This window comes from Streptomyces sp. AP-93 (assembly GCF_022808175.1).
Taxonomy (GTDB): Bacteria; Actinomycetota; Actinomycetes; order Streptomycetales; family Streptomycetaceae; genus Streptomyces.
Window position 1 is genome coordinate 74,888 of sequence record NZ_JALGBX010000007.1, and the last position, 22,539, is coordinate 97,426.

The following is a 22,539-nucleotide window of genomic DNA, read 5'->3' on the forward strand; positions in this document are numbered from 1 at the left end:
TCACGTTATACGTATTACTTGGGTGGTTCCCGGCTGGGTCCGGGCGGAGGAGGGGGCGGACATGGCCGCGGGTTACGCGGAGCTGCTCAGGACCCGGCATGCCGCGAGGCTGCTGGTGGGCACGCTCATAGGCCGGCTGCCGAACGGGACGGGGCCGATCGCGATCGTGCTGTTCACCCGGGCGGAGGGCGGCAGCTACAGCCTGGCGGGGGCGCTCGCGGCCGCGTACGGGGTGTCGAACGCGGTGGGGCAGCCGTTGCTGGGGCGGGCGGTGGACCTGTTCGGGCAGCCGCGGGTGCAGTTGCCGGCGGCGGTGGTGTCGGCGCTGGGCATGGTGTGGCTGGCGCTGGCCGGTACCGGGTCGGTGGTGGTGGCGTACGCGGCGGTGGTGGTCGCGGGGCTGTTCACGCCGCCGCTGGAGGGCGGGCTGCGGGCGCTGTGGCCGAGCGTGCTGGGCGGCAAGGAGGAGCGGGTGCACGCGGCGTACGCGATGGACGCGGTAGCCCAGGAGGTCATGTTCACGGTGGGGCCGCTGCTGGTGACGCTGTGCGTGGCGCTGTGGGATCCGGCGGCGGCGCTGCTGGTGCTCAACGGGATCGGGGTGCTGGGGGCGCTGTCGGTCGTGGTGTCGGAGCCCTCGCGCACGTGGCGTTCGGAGCCGCGGGAGGCGCACTGGCTGGGGGCGCTGCGTTCGCGGGGTCTGCTGGCGTTGCTGGGGGCGTTCTTCTTCGTGGGGACGGCGCTGGGGTCGATCACGGTGGCGGGTGTGGCGTACGCGGACGAGCACGGTGGTCAGGCGGTGTACGGCTGGCTGATGGCGGCGCTGGGTCTGGGCGCGCTGTTCGGTGGCGTGCTGTACGGGGCGCGGCAGTGGGCGGGGGCGCCGGAGCGGCGGCTCTGGGTGCTGCTGGCGTTGCTGGCGGTGTGTTACCTGCCGCTGATGCTGGTGCCGGGTGTGGTGGCGATGACGGCGTTCGCGGCGCTGGCGGGTGTGTTCCTGGCTCCGGCTCTGGCGTGTGCGTTCATCGTGGTGGACCGGCATGCTCCGGCGGGCACGGTGACGGAGGCGTTCTCGTGGCTGGTGACGTTCTTCGGGGTGGGTGCGGCGATCGGTACGGCGGCGGCGGGTCCTTCGGTGGAGGCGGGGGGTACGGCGGCGGGTTTCGCGGTGGCGAGCGTGGCGGGGGTCGCGGCGCTGCTGGTGCTGACGGTCACTCAGCGGGTGCTGGCGCGTGCGGGTGAGAGCCGTGCGGTGGCGGGTTCCGGGCAGGGGTCGGTGGCGGGGCAGCCGGCGGGTGGCTCGGCGGGTGGCTCGGCGGGGCCGTTGGAGGGCTCTGCGGAGGCCTCGGTGACGGGGTCTTAGTCGGGCCGGTGGGCGTGTGGCGCGCGCGTGGCGGGCGGGCGCAGGGGTGGTCTCTCGGGAAAATGATCGAAACGGCGCCTGCGAACTCGGTTTCAGAACAGAGCAGAAGGCGTAATGTTCAGTCATGGACCGCCGCATTTTCGGGCTGGAGAACGAGTACGGCGTCACGTGCACGTTCAGGGGACAGCGCCGACTGTCTCCTGACGAAGTGGCGCGCTACCTCTTCCGCCGTGTTGTGTCATGGGGCCGCAGTAGCAATGTCTTCCTGCGGAACGGCGCCCGCCTCTACCTCGACGTGGGTTCGCATCCGGAGTATGCAACTCCCGAATGCGACAACCTGATCGAACTGGTCACCCACGACAAGGCCGGCGAGCGCATTCTCGAAGGCCTGCTCGTCGATGCCGAACGCCGCCTGCACGAGGAGGGAATCGCGGGCGACGTCTATCTGTTCAAGAACAACACCGACTCGGCGGGAAACTCGTACGGCTGCCATGAGAACTACCTGGTGGCCCGGCACGGGGAATTCTCCCGGCTGGCGGACATTCTGATCCCGTTCCTCGTCACGCGGCAGCTGATCTGCGGTGCGGGCAAGGTGCTGCAGACGCCCCGGGGTGCGGTCTACTGCGTGAGTCAGCGGGCCGAGCACATCTGGGAGGGTGTCAGTTCGGCCACGACGCGTTCGCGGCCGATCATCAACACGCGCGACGAGCCGCACGCGGACGCGGAGCGTTACCGGCGTCTGCACGTGATCGTGGGCGACTCGAACATGTCCGAGACGACCATGCTGCTGAAGGTCGGGGCGACCGATCTGGTGCTGCGCATGATCGAGGCGGGCACGGTGATGCGGGACCTGACGCTGGAGAACCCGATCCGGGCGATCCGGGAGGTCAGTCACGACATCACGGGTCAGCGCAAGGTGCGCCTCGCGAGCGGCCGGGAGGCCTCCGCGCTGGAGATCCAGCGGGAGTACTACGACAAGGCGGTGGACTTCGCGGAGCGCCGGGGCATCCGTACGGGTGTCGTGGACCAGGTGCTGGAGCTGTGGGGCCGGACGCTGGACGCGATCGACGCGGAGGACCTGGACCGGATCGGGACCGAGATCGACTGGGTGATGAAGTACCAGCTGATCGAGCGGTACCGGGCGAAGCACAACATGACGATGTCGAATCCGCGGGTGGCTCAGATAGACCTCGCGTATCACGACATCCACCGCAGGCGCGGGCTGTACTACCTGCTGGAGCGCAAGGGGCAGGCAGCGCGGATCTGCAACGACCTCAAGATCTTCGAGGGCAAGTCGGTGCCTCCTCAGACGACGAGGGCGAGGCTGCGGGGTGACTTCATCCGTCGTGCGCAGGAGCAGCGGCGGGACTTCACGGTCGACTGGGTGCATCTGAAGCTGAACGATCAGGCGCAGCGCACGGTGCTGTGCAAGGACCCGTTCCGGTCGGTGGACGACCGGGTGGAGAAGCTGATCGCGGGGATGTGAGGGCAGGCAGGGCGCTGCGTGGCGACGCGCGCATCGCACTGATCTTGGCCAGGGCCTCGTACGGATCTCGTACGGGGCCCTGTCCACGCCTTAGAGTGGCGACGACCTATGTGCCGTCTGAGATCTGAGGAACACGTGCGCCGACTTGCCGGCCTGCTTGTCGTACCCCTTCTGCTGCTGTCGACAGCGGCCTGTGGCGACAGCGGCTCCGACTCCGCCGAGATGAAGAACGGGGCGCCCGCGATCACGAAGGGCGCGAAGTTCGGGGAGACCCCCACCCTGTCGAAGGGGAAGGGCACCCCGCCGAAGGAACTGAAGGTGGTGACCGTCAGCGAGGGTGATGGCCCGGCGCTGAAGAAGGGCGACATCGCCCAGGTCAACTACCTCGGCCAGGTCTGGGACGGCAAGGAGCCGTTCGACCAGAGCTTCGGCAAGGACAAGCCGTTCGACGTGACCATCGGTGCGGGTCAGGTCATCAAGGGCTGGGACCAGGGCCTGGAGGGCAAGAAGGTCGGCAGCCGTCTGGAGCTCGTGATTCCGCCGGACCTCGGTTACGGCGAGCAGGGCTCGGGCGACAAGATCAAGGCGAACGCCACGCTGGTCTTCGTCGTGGACATCGTCAAGGGCACCTCCGTCCCGGTTTCGGCCAAGGGCAAGGAGGTCCCGCAGACGGACGCCGCCCTGCCGAAGGTCGGTACGAACACGGACGGCAAGGAAGTCTCCGTGGCCGTCCCGAAGGACGTCGCGCCGCCGGCGAAGCTCGTGTCGAACTACGTCCTGGAGAGCGACGGCGCGGTCGTGAAGGACACCGACAGCGTCGTCGTCAAGTTCAACGGCAAGACGTGGAAGGACGACAAGTCCTTCCAGAGCACGTACGGCACCGACACGACGGAGACGTGGCCGCTGGCGGAGCTCCAGGTCAAGGGTCTGAAGGACGGGATCGTCGGCAAGAAGGCCGGCAGCCGCGTCTTGCTGGTCATCCCGGCGGACCAGGGTTTCGGTGACAAGGAGCAGGGCCCCATCCCGGCCAACTCGACGCTGGTCTTCAGCCTCGACATCCTCGCCGTGGTGTAAGACTGTCCGGGTTGTACCCCCTGTTCGTAAGTTTTTGAGGAGCAGTTCCGTGAGCAACGAGCTCAAGAAGCCCGAGATCGACTTCCCCGAGGGCCCGGCCCCCACCGACCTCGTGATCGAGGACATCTGGGTCGGCGACGGCGCCGAGGCCAAGGCCGGTGCCATGGTCTCCGTCCACTACGTGGGCGTGGCCTTCTCCACCGGTGAGGAATTCGACGCTTCGTGGAACCGCGGTTCCGCGCTGCAGTTCCCGCTCGGTGCCGGCCGCGTCATCGCGGGCTGGGACCAGGGCGTCCAGGGCATGAAGGTCGGCGGCCGTCGCAAGCTGACGATCCCGGCCCACCTGGCGTACGGCGACAGGGGCGCCGGCGGTGCCATCGCCCCGGGCGAGACGCTGATCTTCGTGTGCGACCTGATGGCCGCCTGATCGGTCCGCCGTGAAGCGTGTGGGGCCCCTGCCGTGAAGGCAGGGGCCCTCGCTTTTGCCCTGGACCATCGGGGCGGTACGGTCAGCGGTCACGAGGGTGTACCGGGGACACGACTCGAAGGTCTGGAAGGGCGGATGGGCGTCGATGGCGATTGCCAAGGCCGAGCGGCTGATGAATCTGGCGCTGTGTCTGCTGGGGACGCGTCGGCCGCTCAGCAAGCGGGAACTGCGCGGTTCCATCGAGGCCTACATGGAAGCCGGGAACGACGAGTCCTTCAACCGCATGTTCGAGCGGGACAAGGATGATCTGCGGGAGCTCGGGCTGGTCATCGAGACCGTCGAGAACCTGGAGGGCGACACGGGCTACCTGGCCCGCCGCGATTCGAACCGGCTGCCGCCCGTGGCGCTGGACGCCGAGGAGGCCGCGGCCCTCGGGCTCGCCGCCAAGGTCTGGCAGCAGGCCCGGCTCGCCGGGGCGGCCAGTGGCGCCCTGCAGAAGCTGCGCGCCGGCGGCATGCCGGAGGCCTCGGACCCGTACGAGGGTCAGCACAGTGCCATCGAGCCGCGGATCCCGGTGCACGAGGCGGCCTTCGAGCCGCTGATGCTCGCCTGCCGCGACCGCCGTCCCGTGGTCTTCGACTACCGCAAGTCCACCGCGGCCCGCCCCGAGACCCGCCAGGTCGAGCCGTGGGCGCTGGAGTGCTGGCGCGGCCACTGGTACCTGGCGGGCTTCGACCGCGACCGCGGGGCGGAGCGCGTGTTCCGGCTCTCCCGGATCACGGGCAAGGTCCGCTCGCGCGCCGCCAAGTACACCGCCGAGGTCCCGGACGTGGTGACCGTACGGGAGACCGTGGCGAGCTGGGCCGGGGAGAGCGCGGAGCGTTCCGCGCTGATCCGGCTGCGCGCGGGGGCGGGCTATCCGCTGCGGGCCAAGGCCACGGCGGTGCGCGAGGGGGCCGGCGGGGCGGAGTGGGACGAGCTGGAGATCCCGTACGGGCACGGGCTGGACGCCTGGCTGGTGGAGTTCGGCCCGGACGTCGTGGTGCTGGAGCCGGCCGACCTGCGGGCCGGCGTGGTGGACCGGCTGCGGGCCGTGGCCAAGGGCTGATCCGGACCGCGCGCGGCCGCGCGCGGCGGACGGGTGGGCCGGGTGACCGGGCAAGATCAGTGAGCAACGCCCTGAGGGGGAGACGTACCAGCATGGCTGCCAACGCCATCGACCAGACGCGCCGGATGCTGTCCCTGGTGACGTACCTGCGCGAGCGCCCGGGTGCGCACGTCGCGGACGTGGCCCGGGCCTTCGGGATCACCGAGGACGAGCTGATTTCGGACCTCGACGTGCTGCCCATGTGCGGGACCAGCTTCCGGGGCGGTGACCTGCTCGACATCGACACCGACGGGGAGCGCATCTGGTGGCGCAACCCCGATGCGTCGGGGGAGTCCACGGCCGAGCCGTTGCGGCTGGCCGCCGACGAGGCGACGGCGCTGCTGGTGGCGGCCCGGGCCGTGGCCACGCTGCCGGGCCTGCGCGAGGGGGACCGCCAGGCCCTGCTGCGGGCCACCGCCAAGCTGGAGGCGGCCGCGGGCGAGGCGGCCGGGGCCAGTTCCCGGCTCTCGGTGACCTTCGAGTCCGAGGGCGGGGTCTTCGCCGACGTGGACCGGGCCATCTCCGAGCGGCGCCGGCTGTGGCTGCGCTACTACTCGCCGGCGCGCGACGAGCTCACCGAGCGCACGGTGGACCCGATCCGGCTGTTCGCCGTCGGGCACACCTACATGGAGGGGTGGTGTCACCTCTCCGAGGCCCGGCGCACTTTCCGCCTGGACCGGGTGGCCGAGATCCGGCTGCTCGACGAGCGGGCCGATCCGCCGGCCATCGAGCCCCGTGATCTGTCCGAGGGGCTGGTCCAGCCGGCCGCCGAGGATCCGGAGGTCGTGGTCGAGGTCGGTCCGGGCGGGCGCTGGGTGGCCGAGTACTACCCGCACGACAGCGCCGAGGAGCTGCCGGAGGGGGGCCTGCGGATCACCTTGCGCACCCCCGACCCGGGCTCGCTGCGGCGCCTCGCGCTGCGGCTGGGCCGTGAGGGGCGGATCGTGGCCCCCGTGGAGCTGGCGGACAGTGCCCGCCGGGCGGCCCGGGAGGCGCTCGCCGCGTATGAGGGCGGGGCGGGAGCCGGGGACGTGGCCGTCGAGAGCGGCACCGAAAGTGACGGGGAACAGGGCTGAGGGGGCGAGGGGGGATCCGCGCGATGTCGGTCGCGTTCAAGGCGTCCTGTCCCGACTGCCGGGCCCGCTTCGAGCTGGACGCGGGCTCCCTGCGGCTGGCCATCGGCGGCAGCAGGCGTACGACCTTCTACTCCTTCACCTGTCCCGAGTGCGGGGCTCCGGTACGCAAACCGGCCGGTGAGCGCATCGTGGAACTGCTGACCGGTGGCGGCGTGAGCACCCTGCGCAGCGTGTGAGGCGGCCGGTGGCCTAGGCTCGTCGCATGCTGTGGCCGATGTTCGCAATCGCTCTGGGTTTCCTCGGGCTCGCCGTCCTCGCCGTGCTCGCCGTGCGGGTCTTCGTGGAGGTGCGCAGGCTCTCGGTCCAGGTCGCGGACGCCGGGCGCCGGATCGCGGAGGCCTCCGCGGAGCTGGAGCAGGCCGCGACGGGCCTGGCCAGGGCCGGGCGGTCCGTGCGGCCATAGCCATCGTCGGGCAACCGTCGTACTGTCTGATCACGCAGGCGGTGATGCCCCAGGGGATTGCCTGGCGTTAACCCCCGGGGGTTACGATCCATGTCAGAACGGCTCACCGATCTCGGTCCGGGCCGTCTTGACTACCACAACCAGCCGTTTCGGTGAGAAGGAAGACACACATGATCGGCAACCTGAAGCCCCTCGAAATCCTCCTGATCGTCGCCGTGATCTTCCTGCTGTTCGGTGCCAAGAAGCTTCCCGACATGGCCCGCTCGCTCGGCAAGTCCGCCCGCATCCTCAAGAGCGAGGCGAAGGCGATGAAGAAGGAGGGGGAGGCGGAGGACGCCGCCACCGCCGCTTCCGTCGCCGACCCGGCGCCCCAGCAGCAGGCCACGGCCCCGCGCACGATCCAGGCCTCGCCCGGTGACGTCACCAGCGCCCGGCCCGTGAACGAGCCCAACCACACCACGCAGGGCTGACGGCGGCCGGTCCGCCGGTCGCGCTCGCACCAGTCAACTGCAACGAGACAAGGGACGTGGGTTGCTCAAGTCTGCCCGCAAGCAGGAGAAGCAGGACCAGAAGGCAAAGGACGCCGAAGGGCGGATGCCTCTTGTCGAGCACCTGCGTGAGCTGAGAAACCGGCTGATGAAGGCGGTCCTCGGGGTCCTCGTGGTCACCATCGTGGCCGCGTTCTTCTACAAGGACCTCATCGACTTCATGATGAAGCCGATCCTGGACTCCGTCGGCTGCAGCAACGGCGTGACCGAGCAGCGCAACGGGAGTCCCTGCGCCGCCATGACGGTCAACGGCCTCATCGCGCCGTTCTCGATCGCACTGAAGGTCTCGCTGACCGCCGGTCTCGTGCTCTCCGCGCCGGTGTGGCTGTACCAGCTGTGGGCCTTCGTGGCCCCGGGGCTGCACAACAACGAGAAGAAGTACGCCGTGGCCTTCGTGGCGGTCGGCGCGCCGCTGTTCGGCGCCGGCGCGGTCCTCGCGTACAGCGTCTTGCCGCAGACCGCGGTGATCCTGCTGGAGTTCACGCCCGACAACGCGAGCAACCTGCTGCCGGTCGACGACTACCTCGACCTGATCACGCGCATGGTCGTGGTCTTCGGCCTGGCCTTCGAGCTGCCGCTGCTGCTGATCCTGCTCAACGTCACCGGGGTGCTGACCGCGACGCGGCTCGCGAGCTGGTGGCGGGCCATGGTGCTGGGCATCACGCTCTTCGCGGCGTTCGCGACGCCCACCGGTGACCCGCTGACGATGCTGGCGCTGGCCCTGCCGATCGTCGCCCTGTACTTCGTCGCGCTCCTCTTCTGCTACCTCAACGACCGCAGGCGGGCACGGAACAACCCCGACGCGGGCCTCGACGACGACGAGGCCTCCGAGGTGGACCTGACCCCGGCGCAGGTGGGCGCGGTCGAGGCGGTGGCCGCCCCGGGCGCCCTGCCCGAGCAGGCCGACGGCGGACGCCAGCGGATCAACGGCTACGACGACGCCACCTGATCGACGCGGGTCCGCCCTGGCTAGTACATTCCCGCGGGTGAGTGCTGAGATCACCCTCTTCGTCAATCCCACCGCCGGAAGCGGCCGGGCCGCGCACGCCGCGCAGCCGGCCGCTTCCGCGCTTCGCGAGGCCGGCTTCTCGGTGCGGACCGTCGTCGGCGGCGACGCCCCCGACGCACTGGCCCGGCTGCGCACCGCGGTGCGCGAGGGCACCGGAGCGGTGATCGCGGTCGGCGGTGACGGCATGGTCTCCCTCGCGCTGCAGGCACTCGCGGGCACCCTGGTGCCGCTCGGGGTGGTCGCGGTGGGCACCGGGAACGATTTCGCGCGCGCGATGGGACTGCCCGTACGGGAACCGGCGCGGGCGGGCCGGCTGGCCGCCGAGGCGCTCAAGGAGGGCCGGCTCCGCGAGATCGACCTCGGCAGGGTGAGCGGGGCCGCGGCCCGGGCAGGAGCCGGGGACGAGGCCGAGGAGGGCGCCGGTGGTACCTGGTACGGGACCGTGCTGTGCTCCGGTTTCGACTCGCGGGTCAACGACCGGGGCAACCGGATGCGGCTGCCGGCCGGCCGGTTCAAGTACGACCTGGCGATGGCTCTGGAGCTGGCCGCCTTCCGGCCCTTCCCGTACCGGATCACCCTGGACGGCGGCCCCGTGCTGGAGACCGAGGCCACGCTGGTGGCCGTCGGCAACGGCTCCTCCTACGGCGGCGGGATGCGCATCTGCGCGGACGCGGTCCCCGACGACGGGCTGTTCGACATCGTCGTCGTCGGCGACTGCAGCCGGGCCACCCTGCTGAAGGTCTTCCCGCGGGTCTACAAGGGCACTCACCTCGACCACCCGAAGGTCACCGTCCACCGGGCCGCGAAGGTGACCCTGGAGGCGGCCGGCATCACGGCCTACGCGGACGGCGAGCCCCTCGGGCCGCTCCCGGTGAGCGCGAGTTGCGTCCCGGCGGCCCTGCGGCTCCTGGCGTAGGACGTCCGGGCCCGTCCGGGCCCGCACGGGCCCGCGCAAAAGATCGCGACTGTTGTCAGAGGCGGCGGGTAGGCTCGATGACAAGATGACCGAAGAACTTTCTCCCGCCGAGCGGTACGCCGCTGCCCGGATCCGCGCCGCCGAAGAGGCCACCGCTCTGTGGCCCTTCCGCGAGATGTACGAATTCGACCTGGATCCCTACCAGATCGAGGCCTGCAAGGCACTGGAGGCCGGCAAGGGCGTCCTCGTCGCCGCGCCGACCGGCTCGGGCAAGACGATCGTCGGCGAGTTCGCCGTGCACCTGGCCCTCCAGCAGGGCCGCAAGTGCTTCTACACCACGCCCATCAAGGCCCTGTCGAACCAGAAGTACGCCGACCTCGCCAAGCGCTACGGCGCCGACAAGGTCGGTCTGCTCACCGGCGACAACAGCGTCAACGCCAACGCTCCGGTGGTCGTCATGACCACCGAGGTGCTCCGCAACATGCTGTATGCGGGCTCGCAGGCGCTGGTCGGTCTGGGCTACGTGGTGATGGACGAGGTGCACTACCTCTCCGACCGGTTCCGCGGAGCCGTCTGGGAGGAAGTGATCATCCACCTCCCCGAGTCGGTGACCCTGGTCTCGCTCTCCGCCACCGTCTCCAACGCCGAGGAGTTCGGCGACTGGCTCGACACCGTGCGCGGCGACACCCAGGTGATCGTCTCCGAGGAGCGGCCCGTACCGCTGTGGCAGCACGTCATGGCCGGCCGGCGGATCTACGACCTCTTCGAGGAGGGGTCCGACCACGGCGGCCGCGGCTCCGCGCGCCGCGAGGTCAACCCCGACCTGCTGCGGATGGCGCGCGAGGAGAACAGTAGCCGGTACAACCCGAAGGACCGGCGGCGCGGAAAGATGGTCCGCGAGGCCGACCGCGAGCGCGAGCGGCGCTCCCGCGGCCGGATCTGGACCCCCTCGCGCCCCGAGGTCATCGCCCGGCTGGACGGCGACGGACTGCTGCCCGCCATCAACTTCATCTTCAGCCGGGCCGGCTGCGAAGCCGCCGTCCAGCAGTGCCTGTACGCGGGGCTGCGGCTCAACGACGACACCGCCCGCCTGAAGGTGCGCGAGATCGTCGAGGAGCGGACCGCCTCCATCCCCACCGAGGACCTGCACGTCCTGGGGTACTACGAATGGCTCGAAGGCCTGGAGCGGGGCATCGCCGCGCACCACGCGGGCATGCTGCCGACCTTCAAGGAGGTCGTCGAGGAGCTGTTCGTACGGGGTCTGGTGAAGGCCGTGTTCGCCACCGAGACCCTGGCGCTGGGCATCAACATGCCCGCGCGCACGGTCATCCTGGAGAAGCTCGTCAAGTGGAACGGCGAACAGCACGCCGACATCACCCCCGGCGAGTACACGCAGCTCACGGGGCGGGCCGGGCGGCGCGGCATCGACGTCGAGGGCCACGCGGTGGTCTTGTGGCAGCGGGGCATGGACCCGGCGGGCCTGGCCGGGCTCGCGGGTACCCGTACGTATCCGCTGCGCTCCAGCTTCAAGCCCTCGTACAACATGGCCGTCAACCTGGTCCAGCAGTTCGGGCGGCACCGTTCGCGCGAGCTGCTGGAGACCTCCTTCGCGCAGTTCCAGGCCGACCGCTCGGTCGTCGGGATCTCCCGGCAGGTGCAGCGCAACGAGGAGGGCCTGGACGGCTACCGGGAGGGCATGACCTGCCACCTCGGTGACTTCGAGGAGTACGCGCGGCTGCGCCGCGACCTCAAGGACCGCGAGAACGACCTGGCCAAGCAGGGCGCCGCCCAGCGGCGGGCGCAGGCCGCCGCGTCGCTGGAGAAGCTCAAGCCGGGGGACATCATCCACGTCCCGACGGGCAAGTTCGCCGGGCTGGCGCTGGTGCTGGACCCGGGGGTCCCGGCCGGGCGGTCCAACGGGCACCGCGGGCACGAGTACACCGAGGGCCCGCGCCCGCTGGTGCTCACCGTGGAGCGGCAGGTCAAGCGGCTCGCCGGGATCGACTTCCCGGTCCCGGTCGAGGCCATCGAGCGGATGCGGATCCCCAAGACGTTCAACGCCCGCTCCCCGCAGTCCCGTCGGGACCTGGCGTCCCAGCTGCGGAGCAAGGCCGGGCACCTCACGGTCGAGCGGCACGCGCGCGGCAGGGCCGCCGCGGCCGACGACCGGGAGATCACGCGGCTGCGCACCGCACTGCGGGCACACCCGTGCCACGGCTGCGACGAGCGTGAGGACCACGCCCGTTGGGCGGAGCGCTACCACCGGCTCCAGCGGGACACCCGGCAGCTGGAGCAGCGCATCGAGGGCCGGACGAACACCATCGCCCGCACCTTCGACCGGATCCACGCGCTGCTGACGGACCTGGACTACCTGCGCGAGGACGAGGTGACCCCGCACGGGCGGCGGCTCGCCCGGCTCTACGGAGAGCTCGACCTGCTGGCGTCGGAGTGCCTGCGGGCCGGTATCTGGGAGGGGCTGAGCCCTGCCGAACTGGCCGCCTGTGTCTCGGCGCTGGTCTTCGAGGCCCGGCAGTCCGACGACGCGGTGGCGCCGAAGGTGCCGGGCGGTGCGGCGAAGGCCGCCCTCGGCGAGATGGTCCACATCTGGGGCCGGCTCGACGCGCTGGAGGAGGAGCACGGCATCAACCAGGCGGAGGGCGTGGGCCAGCGCGAGCCGGACCTCGGCTTCGCGTGGGCGGTGTACCAGTGGGCCTCCGACAAGAGCCTGGACGAGGTGCTGCGCGAGGCGGAAATGCCGGCCGGTGACTTCGTGCGCTGGTGCAAGCAGGTCATCGACGTCCTGGGGCAGGTGGCCGCCGCGGCGCCCTCCTCCTCCGCGCCTCCGTCTTCGGCTTCCTCGGGGGGTGGCAGCACGGTGGCCCGCAATGCCCGCAAGGCGGTGGACGCGCTGCTGCGGGGTGTGGTGGCCTACAGCTCGGTGGGATAGCCGGACTTGTAGGTTCCTCCAGAAGTGGTCATGGCTGGATCTCACCTCTTGCCATGATCACTTCGGTGTGTCCTGTGGGAAGATCAGGCCATGACTGGTGGAACGGATGACGGGCCGAGACGGGTCGGTCGGCCACGCGCCGACCAGCTGAGACCGGCCAGCGGGCGGCCGCCGCGCGAGGAACTCCTCTACGCGGCGGCCGAATTGTTCACGGTGAAGGGGTACGCGGCCACCACCACGCGGGCGGTGGCCGAACGGGCCGGAATGCGCCAGGCCACGATGTACCACTACTTCGGCGGCAAGGAGGAACTCCTCGCCGAACTCCTGGAGTCCACGGTCGCGCCCTCCCTGGAGCTGGCCGGCCGCCTGGTCCGGGAAGCGGACCGGCCCGCCGCCCGCCGGCTCTGGGAGCTGTGCCGCTCGGACGTGATGCTGCTGTGCGGGGGGCCGTACAACCTGGGCGCGCTCTACCTGTTGCCCGAGGTCTCCGGTGCGCGCTTCGCCCGCTTCCGCCGGATGCGCCAGGAACTCAAGGACATCTACCGGCAGTTGCTCGACGGGACCTGCGTCGGAGTCGAACTCGCCGGTGACCGGGCTGGGCTGATGCTCCGCAACGATCTCGTCTTCGGCCTCATCGAAGGCGTGATGCTGATCCACCGCTCCGATCCGGCACGCCCGGTGGCCGCCTTCGCGGAGGCCACCGCCGACGCGGCGCTGCGGATCGCGGACGTCCGCCGCTAGGGCTTCCCGGCCCTCAGGCCTCAGGCGTCAGCCCTCAGGCGTCAGCCCTCAGCCCTGAGGCCTCAGGCTAGTCCTCGGATCCCTCTTCCCAGCCGGGCCGGTCCTCCCAGGCCCGCAGCGTGCGGCCGCTCTCGATCCGGTGCGCGATCCCGGTGACCGGATCGGTGAACTCCAGGGTGCGGGCCAGGAGCTGGAGCGGACGCCGGTAGTCGTCGGGCGCCGGATCGCGGACCACCGGATAGACCGGGTCGCCCAGGATCGGCAGGCCCAGGCTGTTCATGTGCACGCGCAGCTGGTGGGTGCGCCCGGTGTGCGGGGTCAGCCGGTAGCGCCCGGTGGCCCCCCGGACCGCGAGGAGTTCGGCCCGGGTCTCGGCGTTGGGCTCGGCGCCCGCGACCTCCGTCGCCGCCATCACCCCGCGCACCTTCTCGATGTGGCTGCGCAGCGTCCGGGGGAACTCCACCGCCGGGTCGTGGGGCGCGAGCGCCTCGTACTCCTTGCGGATCCGCCGCTCCTGGAACATCAGCTGGTAGGCGCCCCGGTCCTCGGGGCGGATGCTGAACAGCACCAGCCCGGCGGTCATCCGGTCCAGCCGGTGCGCGGGGCTCAGCGCGGGCAGGCCGAGCTCCACCCGGAGCCGGGCCAGGGCCGTCTGGAAGACGTGGCTGCCGCGCGGGGTGGTGGCCAGGAAGTGCGGTTTGTCGGCCACCAGCAGGTGCTCGTCGCGGTACACGACCCCGATGGGGAAGGGCACCACGGGCTCGGGCGGCATGTCCCGGTGGAACCAGAGGAAGCCGCCGGGCTCGTACGGGTCCTGCGGCCGCAGCACCCGGCCGCCGGGGCCCAGCACCCGGCCGTCCCGCAGCAGGCGGGCCATGGACTCGGCGCCGCGCGTGCCCTCGTAGCGTGCGGTGAGGTAGGAGCCGAGGTCCGGCCAGGTCCCGTCCGGGTCGGGGGGCAGCCGCATGCGGACCGGGTCGATGCCGGAGACCTGGGTCAGGGGCGCGTCGGGGATGTGGGATCTGCGCTTCACCGGGTACAGGCTATGCGGCTACCCCCTGGTGAACGTTCCCAGGTGGTCGGCGTCCAGGTACTCGATGCGGACCGTGCGGTCGGCGGGGGAGAAGAACACCCCGGTGCGGCCGACCGCGTTCTCCCCGGCGGTCTCGTAGCTGAAGGTGTCCCCGTCGTAGTGGGTGAGGGGGAAGACCATCGGCTCCGGGCCCAGCGACAGGGTCAGCTTGCCCTCGCTCGTGGCGGCCACGGTGGCCTTGCCGTAGTAGGGGTTCTCGTACGTGCCGGTGTACGAGGAGTCCTCCCCGGCCGGCTTGGCCCCGGTGGGCGGGTGGGCGTAGTCGGTGGGGGAGCGGCCCTCCGCGTCGATCTGGGCGTAGAGGGCGCCCGTCAGGGCCAGCCAGTCGGTGGTGGCCTTCCCGTGTTCGGCGGTGTCGAAGAAGTCGGCCGCGACGGCGTCGGGGAGGCCGATGGGGGCGCCGTTGGTGAGGACGACGATGCCGAGCTTCTCCAGCGGGAGCATGCTGACGCTGGTGTTGGCGCCGAGGTCGAAGGCGCCGGAGTGGCTCAGGCGCAGGCGGCCGGCGTCGTCGTAGTTGACGTTCCAGCCCAGCCCGTAGAAGCCGGTGCGGCCGGTGGGGGAGGCGGGCGGCTGCGACACGATCTCGGGGAGATGGGTGCGGGCCAGGGTGTCGGCGGGGATGATCCGCTTGCCGTCGAGGGTGCCGCCGGAGAGCTGGAGCCGCAGCCAGCGGGACATGTCGCGGGCCGTGCTGCTCACCCCGCCGGCCGGGGCCTGGGCGTCGGGATCGCGGACGTAGCGGGGGCTCCAGGTGCCGTCGGCGGTTTTGACGTGGGTGGCGGCGTGCTCGGGGGCGTCGACGAAGGCCTGGAACTCGGTGCTGGTGTGCGTCATGCCGGCGGGCTTGAAGAGGGTGTCGGCGCTGAGCTTCTGCCAGGTGGCGCCCTGGGCGCGGGCGATCGCCTCGGCGGCGGCCGTGAATCCGTAGTTGGTGTAGGCGTAGCTCGCGCGGAAGGGGGTCAGGGGCGCCAGGCGCAGGTGGCCGAGGATGTACGACTGGTCGTAGCCGAGGTCTTCGAGGAGGTCGCCGGCGTGGTCGGGCAGGCCGCTGCGGTGGGAGAACAGGTCGGCGGCGGTGACGTGGGAGGTCACCCACGGGTCCTTGAGGGCGAAGCCGGGCAGCTCCGTGTGCCGGTCGAAGTCGGCGGGGTCCTTGAGGACCCCGGCGGCGACGGTGGAGGAGACCGGCTTGGAGAGCGAGGCGATCTGGAAGACGGTGTCGGGGCCCACCGTGGCCGGGTCGCCGACGCGGCGCACGCCGAAGCCCTTGAGGTAGACCACCTTGTCGTCGTGGACGACGGCGACGGAGACGCCCGGGACCCCGGTGCGGCGCATCATCTCGGCGACCGTCGCATCGAGGCGCCCCACCGCCTTGTCGACTTGGGCGTCGGTGAGCTGGGCGGTGGGCGCGGGCGGCGGGCTCGGCGCGGCGGTCGCGGTCCCGGCCGTGGCCAGGAGGGCGGCTGCTCCGGCTGCCGTGAATGCGCGGAGCGTACGCATGCGCCCATTGTGCCGCCGAACGGGTCATACCGCCTTGCGGGGGCCGTGGGCCCGTACTGCCGCTCGCCGCGGGATTCCGCGTCAGGACGCGGCGGCGGCCAGGGGGCGTTCCTGCTCGGCTTCGACTTCCGCGTTCCAGTCCCGCTTGATCGCGCGCCAGCCCTCGTCCGTCTGGCCCAGGCGCCAGTAGCCGGAGATGGACAGGCGCTCGCTCGGGATGCCGCGGTCGATGCGCAGGTGGCGGCGCAGGGTTCTGACGAAGCCGGCCTCGCCGTGCACGAATGCGTGTACGTCGGCGGAGGGGAAGTGCAGGGCCTGGACGGCCTCGTTCAGCGCCTGCCCGACCGGGCGGGAGCCGCGGTGGATCCAGACCGGGACGGTGCCGTCGCGGGTGGCGATCTTCAGTTCGTCGCCCGGGCCCTGGACCTCCACGAGCGCGTGGACCCGCGCCCCGACGGGCATCCGCTCCATCGCCGCGCCGATCGCCGGCAGGGCGCTCTCGTCGCCGACCAGCAGGTGCCAGCCGGCGACCGGGTCCGGGGCGTAGGCCCCGCCCGGACCGAGGAAGCGTACGAGCTCACCCGGCTGGACGCGGGCCGCCCAGGGGCCGGCCAGCCCCTCGTCGCCGTGGACCACGAAGTCGAGGGTCAGCTCCAGGTGGGCCGGGTCCCAGGCGCGCACCGTGTACGCGCGCTGGCGCGGCCATTCCTCGCGGGGGTGGGCCGTCCGGATCCGGTCCAGGTCCCAGGGGGTGGTGTAGCTGACGCCCGCCGGTGCGAAGAGCAGTTTCACGTAGTGGTCGGTGTACCTGCCCGCACCGAATCCGGCCAGCCCCGCACCGCCCAGCACGATCCGCACCATGTGCGGACTCAACCGCTCGGTCCGCACGACCACTGCGGTGCCGACCTTGCGGGCGCGTCCTTCTGCCACGACGTCTCCCTGACTTTCCGACCCTGACTCCGTGAAGCTTAGGATTACCTAAGTTAGCACCTCAGGAGCGCAGTGCGCTGCTCAGCCGTTCAACTGCTCCACTCAGACCCCATCGGTGAGCCAGAGCCGCGACCAGATCCGGCTGGGCCGGGGAGGCCGGGAGCGCCGGGTCGAACGGCGGAAGCGGAACGTCCGAGGCGACCTGGACCACCTTCGGGGCGACCGCCAGATATGGCCGGGATTCGTCGAGCCGCTTGCGCTGGGTGGGGGTCAGCTTGGACGTGGGGTCCTCGATCGCCGCGATGATCCCGGCCAGGTCTCCGTAGGCGTCCAGCAGCTTCGCCGCCGTCTTCTCGCCGATGCCGGGGACGCCCGGCAGACCGTCGCTCGGGTCCCCGCGCAGCAGCGCCAGGTCGGCGTAGCCGGGGCCGTCCACCCCGTACTTCTCGCGGAGCCACGCCTCGTCGGTCACCTGGAGCGTGCCCACGCCCTTCAGCGGGTACAGCACCCGGCGCTGCTTCGCGTCGTCGACCAGCTGGTACAGGTCCCGGTCGCCCGTGACGATGTCCACCGGGCCGGTGGCGCGGCCGGTCAGGGTGCCGATCACGTCGTCGGCCTCGTACCCGGCGACCCCCACACGGGCGATGCCGAAGGCGTCCAGGGCCGCCTCGATGATCGGGACCTGCGGGGCCAGGGTGTCCGGGGTCTCCTCGACGTCCGGACCGACCGCGGTCTCCTCGGCGACCCGGTGGGCCTTGTAGGACGGGATCAGCTCCACCCGCCAGTGGGGCCGCCAGTCGGCGTCCATGCAGGCGACCAGGTCGTCGGGCCGGTGGTCCTGCACGAGGCGGCCGATGAAGTCGAGCAGGCCGCGGACGGCGTTGACCGGAGTTCCGTCGGGGGCCTTCACGGAATCCGGCACGCCGAAGTACGCGCGGTAGTAGAGGGAAGCGGTGTCCAGGAGCATCAGGCGTCGTGTCGTCGTCACGGTCACGATGATGCACCGGGGGGAAACGGAAAGTGGCGCGGGTACGGCCTCCTCTGCCCTTGAGCGCGAAACCGGAGCCGGTTGCTGCGTAAGGTGCTTACAGCACACCGATGTGCGTTGTGCGACGGACCGGACCACCGGAAACAAGGGGAGGGCAGCCCCGCCATGGACGACAGGGACGGCACCGACGGCAAGAACGGACGCGGAGCGACGACCGGCGCGGACGACAAGGAGCGGGACCGGGACAAGGACTCCAGGGAACCGCTCCGGGTGGGCGTGGCCGTGCGCAAGAGGCGCCGGGCCCTGCACCTGACCCTGGCCGCCGTGTCCGCGCGCAGCGGACTGTCGGTCCCCTTCCTGAGCCAGATAGAGAACGAGCGGGCCCGGCCCAGCATGCGGTCCCTGGAGCGGGTCGCCGACGCGCTGGAGACCACGGCCGTCGATCTGCTGGCCGCCTCCGACACCGCGCGCACCGTGGACCTCGTACGGGCCGGCGACGACTCGGCGCTGACCCCGGTTCCCGGCGTACGGCCCCTCGTGCGCGGGCACCACCAGTTGCACGCGCTGGAGTTCACCGGGGACCAGGACGCGGGCCGCGAGTACCAGCACCGCAACGACGAGCTGATGTACGTGGTCTCGGGCGCCTGCCAGGTGGAGGCCGAGGGGCGGGCGTACCGGCTGGAGAACGGCGACGCGCTGTTCCTGTCCGGCGGGGTGCGCCACCGCTGGCGGGCCGTCACCGAGGACACCCGGATCCTGATCGTCGCGGTCGGCGAACACATCCACGCGACCTCCGAGCCGCCCTCGCCGGGGCGCTGACCGGATGCGGGTCGTTTCGCTGGTGCCGTCCCTGACCGAGGCGGTGGCCGTGAGCGCGCCCGGTGCGCTGGCCGGGGTGACCGACTGGTGCACGCACCCGGCCGCGCTGGGGGACGTGGCGCGCATCGGGGGGACGAAGAACCCCGACGTGCGGGCGATCGCGGAGCTGCGCCCGGATCTGGTCCTCGCCAACGAGGAGGAGAACCGGGCGCCGGACCTGGCGGCGCTGCGGGAGGCCGGGCTGGAGGTCCTGGTCACCGAGGTACGGGACCTGCCGCAGGCGTTCGCCGAACTGGACCGGGTGCTGGTGGGGGCCATGGGGCTGGAGCGGCCCCGGTGGCTGGCGGACGCGGAGGCCGCGTGGGCCCGCGTGGAGCCCGTCGGACCGCCGCGGACGGCCTTCGTGCCCATTTGGCGCCGGCCCTGGATGGTGCTGGGCCGCGACACCTTCGCGGGGGACCTGCTGGCCCGCCTCGGCGTGCGCAACGCCTACGCCGGGCACGCGGAGCGGTACCCGAGGATCCCGGCGGCCGAGCTGGCCGCCGCCGGCTGCGGGCTCGTGGTGTTCCCGGACGAGCCGTACCGCTTCAGCGCAGGGGACGGGCCCGAGGCCTTCCCCGGTATCCCGGCCGCGTTCGTCGACGGCCGCCACCTGACCTGGTACGGCCCCTCGCTGGCCGGGGCCCCGGCGGTGCTGGGGGCGGCCCTGCGGGCAGCAGCCTCGCGCTAGCGGGGCGCGCTCTAGCGGGGCGCGGCGAGCAGGCGGCCGGTGGCGAGGCCGCGCAGGGTGTTCGCGGCGGCCAGGAGCCAGGCGGTCAGCAGGGCCAGGAAGAGGGCCGCGGCCAGCCAGGAGAAGGCGGTGAGTCCGGTGTGCCGGGCCAGCCCGGCGGCGCCGGTGACACAGGTGCCGACGGGGAAGGTCAGCGCCCACCAGGTCATGGCGAACCCCATGCCGTCCCGGGCGGCCCGCAGCAGCATCGCCGCGGCCAGCGCCAGCCACATCAGGGCGAATCCCATCACGGGGACCCCGTAGACGACCGCGAAGGCGGAGAAGGCGCCGGAGTAGGGGCCGGGCATCGACTGGGGAGCCATGTCCGCGAGGGAGTTCACCGCGGTGGTGGACTGGCCGAGGGGGCCCAGCACCAGGAACAGGGTCGGGGTCAGCGCCAGGGGGAGGGGGCCGCTGACGATCAGCCGGCCGAAGATCAGGGGGAGCAGCAGCAGGGTGGCGAGCAGGCTCAAACCGAACATCGCGTAGCAGGCGAGCAGCATGGCCTCGCGGGCCTGGCCGGCGGGGAGATGGGGGATGAGCAGGGGGCCCAGCGCGGCGGAGACCATGGGGGCGACCACGGGGAGCAGCCAGACGGGGGTGGCCTGGTGGGCCTCCACCTTGTGGCGGACCACCATCAGGTAGGGGACGGCGACGGCCGCGAGGAGGCCTATGGCGGTGCCGGCGGTGAACAGGACCGTGTCCACGGCCACGGCGGCGGGGACGCCGATGAGGTCCTTGCCGACGATGAGCGCGCCGCCGCCGACGGCCAGCAGGGCCATCGAGAGGCAGCCGTAGAAGGGGGCCACGGCGGGGTCCAGGAGGTGGGCGCGGGCCTGGTCGCGGTGGTGGAGCCAGTGGCCGGCCCGGGCGGTCAGCAGGACCGCGAGGGCGGTGGCGGCCAGCACCCAGAAGATCTGGCAGACCACGCGCTGGCCGGGGAGCTGGTACGGGAGGGTCGCGCCGGCATTGGCGATGATCGCCGTGCCCATGACGGAGGCGTACCAGTTGGGGCCGAGGTGCCGCAGGGAGGGGGCCTTGTGGGCTGCGGCGCCGGGGATCGCGGGGGCGGCGGGGGTCCCGGGGGTGGTGGGACCGGGGCGTACGAGGGTGGTGGCCATGGGTCCAGCGTCCCGTCGGGCGGGGCCGGACGGCAGAGGGTCTCTTCCTATGAGGGCATAAACTGAAGTTATGGGGAATGGGCGCGGTAATGAGGAGTGGGTCGAGGGGCAGGTTCCGCTGGCCCACCGGGTCCCGGACCTGGGGGCCATGGAACTGCTGCTCGCGGTCGCGCGCGTGGGCAGTCTGAGCGCCGCCGCGCGGCGGCTCGGGATCACCCAGCCCGCCGCCAGCAGCCGGATCCGGGCGATGGAGACCCGGCTCGGGGTCGCGCTCGTGGACCGCTCCCCGCGCGGATCGACGCTGACCGCGGAGGGGGCGCTGGTCACGGACTGGGCCCGGCGGGTGGTGGAGGCGGCCGAGGCCTTCGACGCGGGCGCGCAGGCGCTACGGGGCCGCCGCGACTCCCGGCTGCGGGTCGCGGCCAGCATGACCATCGCGGAGTACCTGCTGCCCGGCTGGCTGATCGCGCTGCGCGGGCAGCGGCCGGACACGGCGGTGTCGCTGCACGCGGGGAACTCGGCGGTGGTGGCGGAGCGGGTGCTGGCGCACGAGGCGGACCTCGGGTTCGTGGAGGGGCTGAGCGTGCCGGAGGGACTGGACTCGGTGGTCATCGCGCAGGACCGCCTCGTGGTGGCGGTGGCCCCCGGGCACCCCTGGGCGCGGCGCACGCGCGGGGTGGAGCCGGCGGAGCTGGCGGCGACCCCGCTGATCCTGCGGGAGCGGGGGTCGGGGACCCGGCAGGTCCTGGACGCGGCGCTGGCCGGGTGCGGGGGGCTGGCGGAGCCGCTGCTGGAACTGGCCTCCACCACCGCGGTGAAGGCTGCCGCGGTGAGCGGGGCGGGGCCGTGCGTGCTGTCGGAACTGGCGGTCGGGGACGAGCTGGCGGGGCGGCGGCTGGTGTGCGTGCCGGTGCTCGGGGCGGGGCTGGAGCGGGAGCTGCGGGCGGTGTGGCCCGCGGGGGCGCGGCCGGCCGGGCCGGCGCGGGACCTGCTCTCGCTGACCCGGCGCTGACCCCCGGGGCCGGCGCTCACCCCCGGCCCGGCCCGGCCCGGGGACCCGACGCGGCCCGGGCCGGCCCGGCGACCCCTGTGGGTCCTGCGCCCAGGGGTCCGGGGCGGAGCCCCGGGGAACGGGCGAAGGGCGGGTGGGGGACAGCTCCGCACCGGCCCCCGCGGCCGGATCCCCGAGTGGGAGGCGGCGGGCGGTCCTGCGGGGCGGAGTCCCCTACCCGCCCTTCGCCCGTTCCCCGGGCTCTGCCCGGACCCGGTCCTCAAACGCCGGACGGGCTGGAAGGGGTACCGGGCTGCGCCCGGACCCCCTGGGGCTCCGCCCCAGGCCCCGGTCCTCAAACGCCGGACGGCTGAAAAGACCTGGGGCTTCGCCCCGGGCCGGCTGTGCCCAAGGGGCCCGGTCAGGGGTGGGGTGTTCGGGTGGATGCCGCTGTGATCAGGGCTGACATGACGCGGGTGTCCTTGTCCTGTTCCGGGTGCCATTGGACGCCCAGGGTCCAGGGGGAGGGGGCGGGGAGTTCGATGGACTCCACCGTGCCGTCGGTGGCGTGGGAGGAGGCGATCAGGCCCCGGCCCAGGCGGTCGACGGCCTGGTGGTGGTAGGTCGGGACCTCCGACTCCTCCGGGACCAGCGCCGCGTACCGCGTGCCGGGGACCGGGCGGACCGGGTGCCAGGACATCACGCCCGGGCCCGCGACGTGGCCGTCGATGTGCTGGATCAGGGTGCCGCCCAGGGCCACGTTCAGCGCCTGCATGCCACGGCAGACGCCGAGCAGGGGCGTGCCCGAGGCCAGGGCCGCGGAGGTCAGGGCGAGCTCCCACGTGTCGCGCAGGGTCGCCGCCGGTCCGGTGCGGGGATCGCGCGGAGCCCCGTACCGGACCGGGTCCATGTCCGGGCCGCCCGCGACGACCAGGCCGTCCAGCCGGCTGAGCACCTCCGCCGCCGCCTCCGGTTCGTCCGGCGGGAGCAGGACGGCGATGCCGCCCGAGGCCTGGACGAGCTCGTAGTACCCGGTGGGGGTGAGGGCCGTCGGAATGTCCCACACCCCGTAGCGGGTGGATTGCTCGACGTAGGTGGTGATGCCGATGAGCGGCCTGGGCAAGGGGG

At 72.2% G+C, this 22,539-nt stretch carries 22 protein-coding genes; 16 read left to right on the forward strand and 6 right to left on the reverse strand.

Features of this window, described 5'->3' with window-relative positions; translation table 11 throughout:
• Positions 1-61: 61 nt before the first annotated feature.
• The 13 genes from MTF69_RS13725 (at position 62) to MTF69_RS13785 (ending at position 13,197) form a co-directional block, all read left to right on the forward strand.
• Entirely contained in the window at positions 62-1,363 is a 1,302-nt protein-coding gene (locus MTF69_RS13725; RefSeq protein ID WP_243334518.1) for an MFS transporter, read from the forward strand.
• Between the two features lie 124 nt (positions 1,364-1,487).
• On the forward strand, positions 1,488-2,849 hold the full coding sequence (gene pafA / locus MTF69_RS13730; RefSeq protein WP_053678744.1) for a Pup--protein ligase: 1,362 nt from the start codon (positions 1,488-1,490) through the stop codon (positions 2,847-2,849).
• A gap of 135 nt (positions 2,850-2,984) precedes the next feature.
• Complete coding sequence (locus MTF69_RS13735) at positions 2,985-3,923, forward strand: FKBP-type peptidyl-prolyl cis-trans isomerase (RefSeq protein ID WP_243334030.1); 939 nt, start codon at positions 2,985-2,987, stop codon at positions 3,921-3,923.
• Positions 3,924-3,972: 49 nt separating this feature from the next.
• The gene (locus MTF69_RS13740) at positions 3,973-4,350 is read left to right on the forward strand and encodes an FKBP-type peptidyl-prolyl cis-trans isomerase (RefSeq protein WP_243334032.1); all 378 of its coding nucleotides are present in this window, start codon (positions 3,973-3,975) and stop codon (positions 4,348-4,350) included.
• 145 nt (positions 4,351-4,495) lie between these two features.
• Positions 4,496-5,458, forward strand: a complete 963-nt coding sequence (locus MTF69_RS13745) for a YafY family protein (protein ID WP_243334033.1) — start codon at positions 4,496-4,498, stop codon at positions 5,456-5,458.
• A 92-nt stretch (positions 5,459-5,550) separates the two neighbouring features.
• Positions 5,551-6,573 (forward strand): YafY family protein, encoded by a 1,023-nt coding sequence (locus MTF69_RS13750; RefSeq protein ID WP_243334035.1) that lies wholly within the window; start codon positions 5,551-5,553, stop codon positions 6,571-6,573.
• Between the two features lie 23 nt (positions 6,574-6,596).
• Positions 6,597-6,809: a CpXC domain-containing protein gene (locus MTF69_RS13755; RefSeq protein ID WP_243334037.1), complete on the forward strand. Its 213-nt coding sequence runs from the start codon at positions 6,597-6,599 to the stop codon at positions 6,807-6,809.
• 26 nt (positions 6,810-6,835) lie between these two features.
• Positions 6,836-7,036: a hypothetical protein gene (locus tag MTF69_RS13760; RefSeq protein WP_243334039.1), complete on the forward strand. Its 201-nt coding sequence runs from the start codon at positions 6,836-6,838 to the stop codon at positions 7,034-7,036.
• A 170-nt stretch (positions 7,037-7,206) separates the two neighbouring features.
• A complete protein-coding gene (gene tatA / locus MTF69_RS13765) occupies positions 7,207-7,506 on the forward strand; it encodes a Sec-independent protein translocase subunit TatA (protein ID WP_243334040.1) in 300 nt (99 codons plus the stop codon).
• Between the two features lie 61 nt (positions 7,507-7,567).
• Positions 7,568-8,533: a twin-arginine translocase subunit TatC gene (gene tatC, locus MTF69_RS13770; protein ID WP_243334042.1), complete on the forward strand. Its 966-nt coding sequence runs from the start codon at positions 7,568-7,570 to the stop codon at positions 8,531-8,533.
• Positions 8,534-8,570: 37 nt separating this feature from the next.
• Positions 8,571-9,509 (forward strand): diacylglycerol kinase, encoded by a 939-nt coding sequence (locus tag MTF69_RS13775; protein ID WP_243334044.1) that lies wholly within the window; start codon positions 8,571-8,573, stop codon positions 9,507-9,509.
• A gap of 85 nt (positions 9,510-9,594) precedes the next feature.
• Complete coding sequence (locus MTF69_RS13780) at positions 9,595-12,456, forward strand: RNA helicase (RefSeq protein WP_243334046.1); 2,862 nt, start codon at positions 9,595-9,597, stop codon at positions 12,454-12,456.
• A 90-nt stretch (positions 12,457-12,546) separates the two neighbouring features.
• On the forward strand, positions 12,547-13,197 hold the full coding sequence (locus MTF69_RS13785; RefSeq protein WP_243334047.1) for a helix-turn-helix domain-containing protein: 651 nt from the start codon (positions 12,547-12,549) through the stop codon (positions 13,195-13,197).
• 67 nt (positions 13,198-13,264) lie between these two features.
• Here MTF69_RS13785 and MTF69_RS13790 read toward each other — a convergent pair whose 3' ends face one another.
• The 4 genes from MTF69_RS13790 to MTF69_RS13805 form a co-directional block, all read right to left on the reverse strand.
• Positions 13,265-14,230 (reverse strand): RluA family pseudouridine synthase, encoded by a 966-nt coding sequence (locus MTF69_RS13790; protein WP_243334048.1) that lies wholly within the window; start codon positions 14,228-14,230, stop codon positions 13,265-13,267.
• Between the two features lie 18 nt (positions 14,231-14,248).
• The gene (locus tag MTF69_RS13795) at positions 14,249-15,793 is read right to left on the reverse strand and encodes a serine hydrolase (RefSeq protein WP_243334050.1); all 1,545 of its coding nucleotides are present in this window, start codon (positions 15,791-15,793) and stop codon (positions 14,249-14,251) included.
• A gap of 81 nt (positions 15,794-15,874) precedes the next feature.
• The gene (locus MTF69_RS13800; RefSeq protein WP_243334052.1) at positions 15,875-16,723 is read right to left on the reverse strand and encodes a siderophore-interacting protein; all 849 of its coding nucleotides are present in this window, start codon (positions 16,721-16,723) and stop codon (positions 15,875-15,877) included.
• Positions 16,724-16,784: 61 nt separating this feature from the next.
• Positions 16,785-17,690, reverse strand: coding sequence for a 5'-3' exonuclease (locus tag MTF69_RS13805; RefSeq protein ID WP_243334520.1), 906 nt, complete (start codon positions 17,688-17,690; stop codon positions 16,785-16,787).
• A gap of 186 nt (positions 17,691-17,876) precedes the next feature.
• Between MTF69_RS13805 and MTF69_RS13810 the strand changes: the two genes are divergently transcribed.
• The gene (locus MTF69_RS13810; RefSeq protein WP_279345743.1) at positions 17,877-18,530 is read left to right on the forward strand and encodes an XRE family transcriptional regulator; all 654 of its coding nucleotides are present in this window, start codon (positions 17,877-17,879) and stop codon (positions 18,528-18,530) included.
• A gap of 4 nt (positions 18,531-18,534) precedes the next feature.
• A complete protein-coding gene (locus tag MTF69_RS13815) occupies positions 18,535-19,260 on the forward strand; it encodes a helical backbone metal receptor (RefSeq protein WP_243334053.1) in 726 nt (241 codons plus the stop codon).
• An 11-nt stretch (positions 19,261-19,271) separates the two neighbouring features.
• Here the strand turns inward: MTF69_RS13815 and MTF69_RS13820 are convergent, their stop codons facing one another.
• Positions 19,272-20,420 carry a TDT family transporter gene (locus MTF69_RS13820; protein ID WP_243334055.1) on the reverse strand — a complete coding sequence of 383 codons (1,149 nt, stop codon included), beginning with the start codon at positions 20,418-20,420 and terminating at the stop codon, positions 19,272-19,274.
• A gap of 70 nt (positions 20,421-20,490) precedes the next feature.
• On the opposite strand from MTF69_RS13820, the gene MTF69_RS13825 reads away from it, so the two are divergent.
• Entirely contained in the window at positions 20,491-21,432 is a 942-nt protein-coding gene (locus tag MTF69_RS13825) for a LysR family transcriptional regulator (protein ID WP_243334057.1), read from the forward strand.
• 400 nt (positions 21,433-21,832) lie between these two features.
• On the opposite strand, the gene MTF69_RS13830 is transcribed toward MTF69_RS13825, so the two are convergent.
• The gene (locus tag MTF69_RS13830; RefSeq protein WP_243334059.1) at positions 21,833-22,534 is read right to left on the reverse strand and encodes a gamma-glutamyl-gamma-aminobutyrate hydrolase family protein; all 702 of its coding nucleotides are present in this window, start codon (positions 22,532-22,534) and stop codon (positions 21,833-21,835) included.
• Between the last annotated feature and the right edge of the window lie 5 nt (positions 22,535-22,539).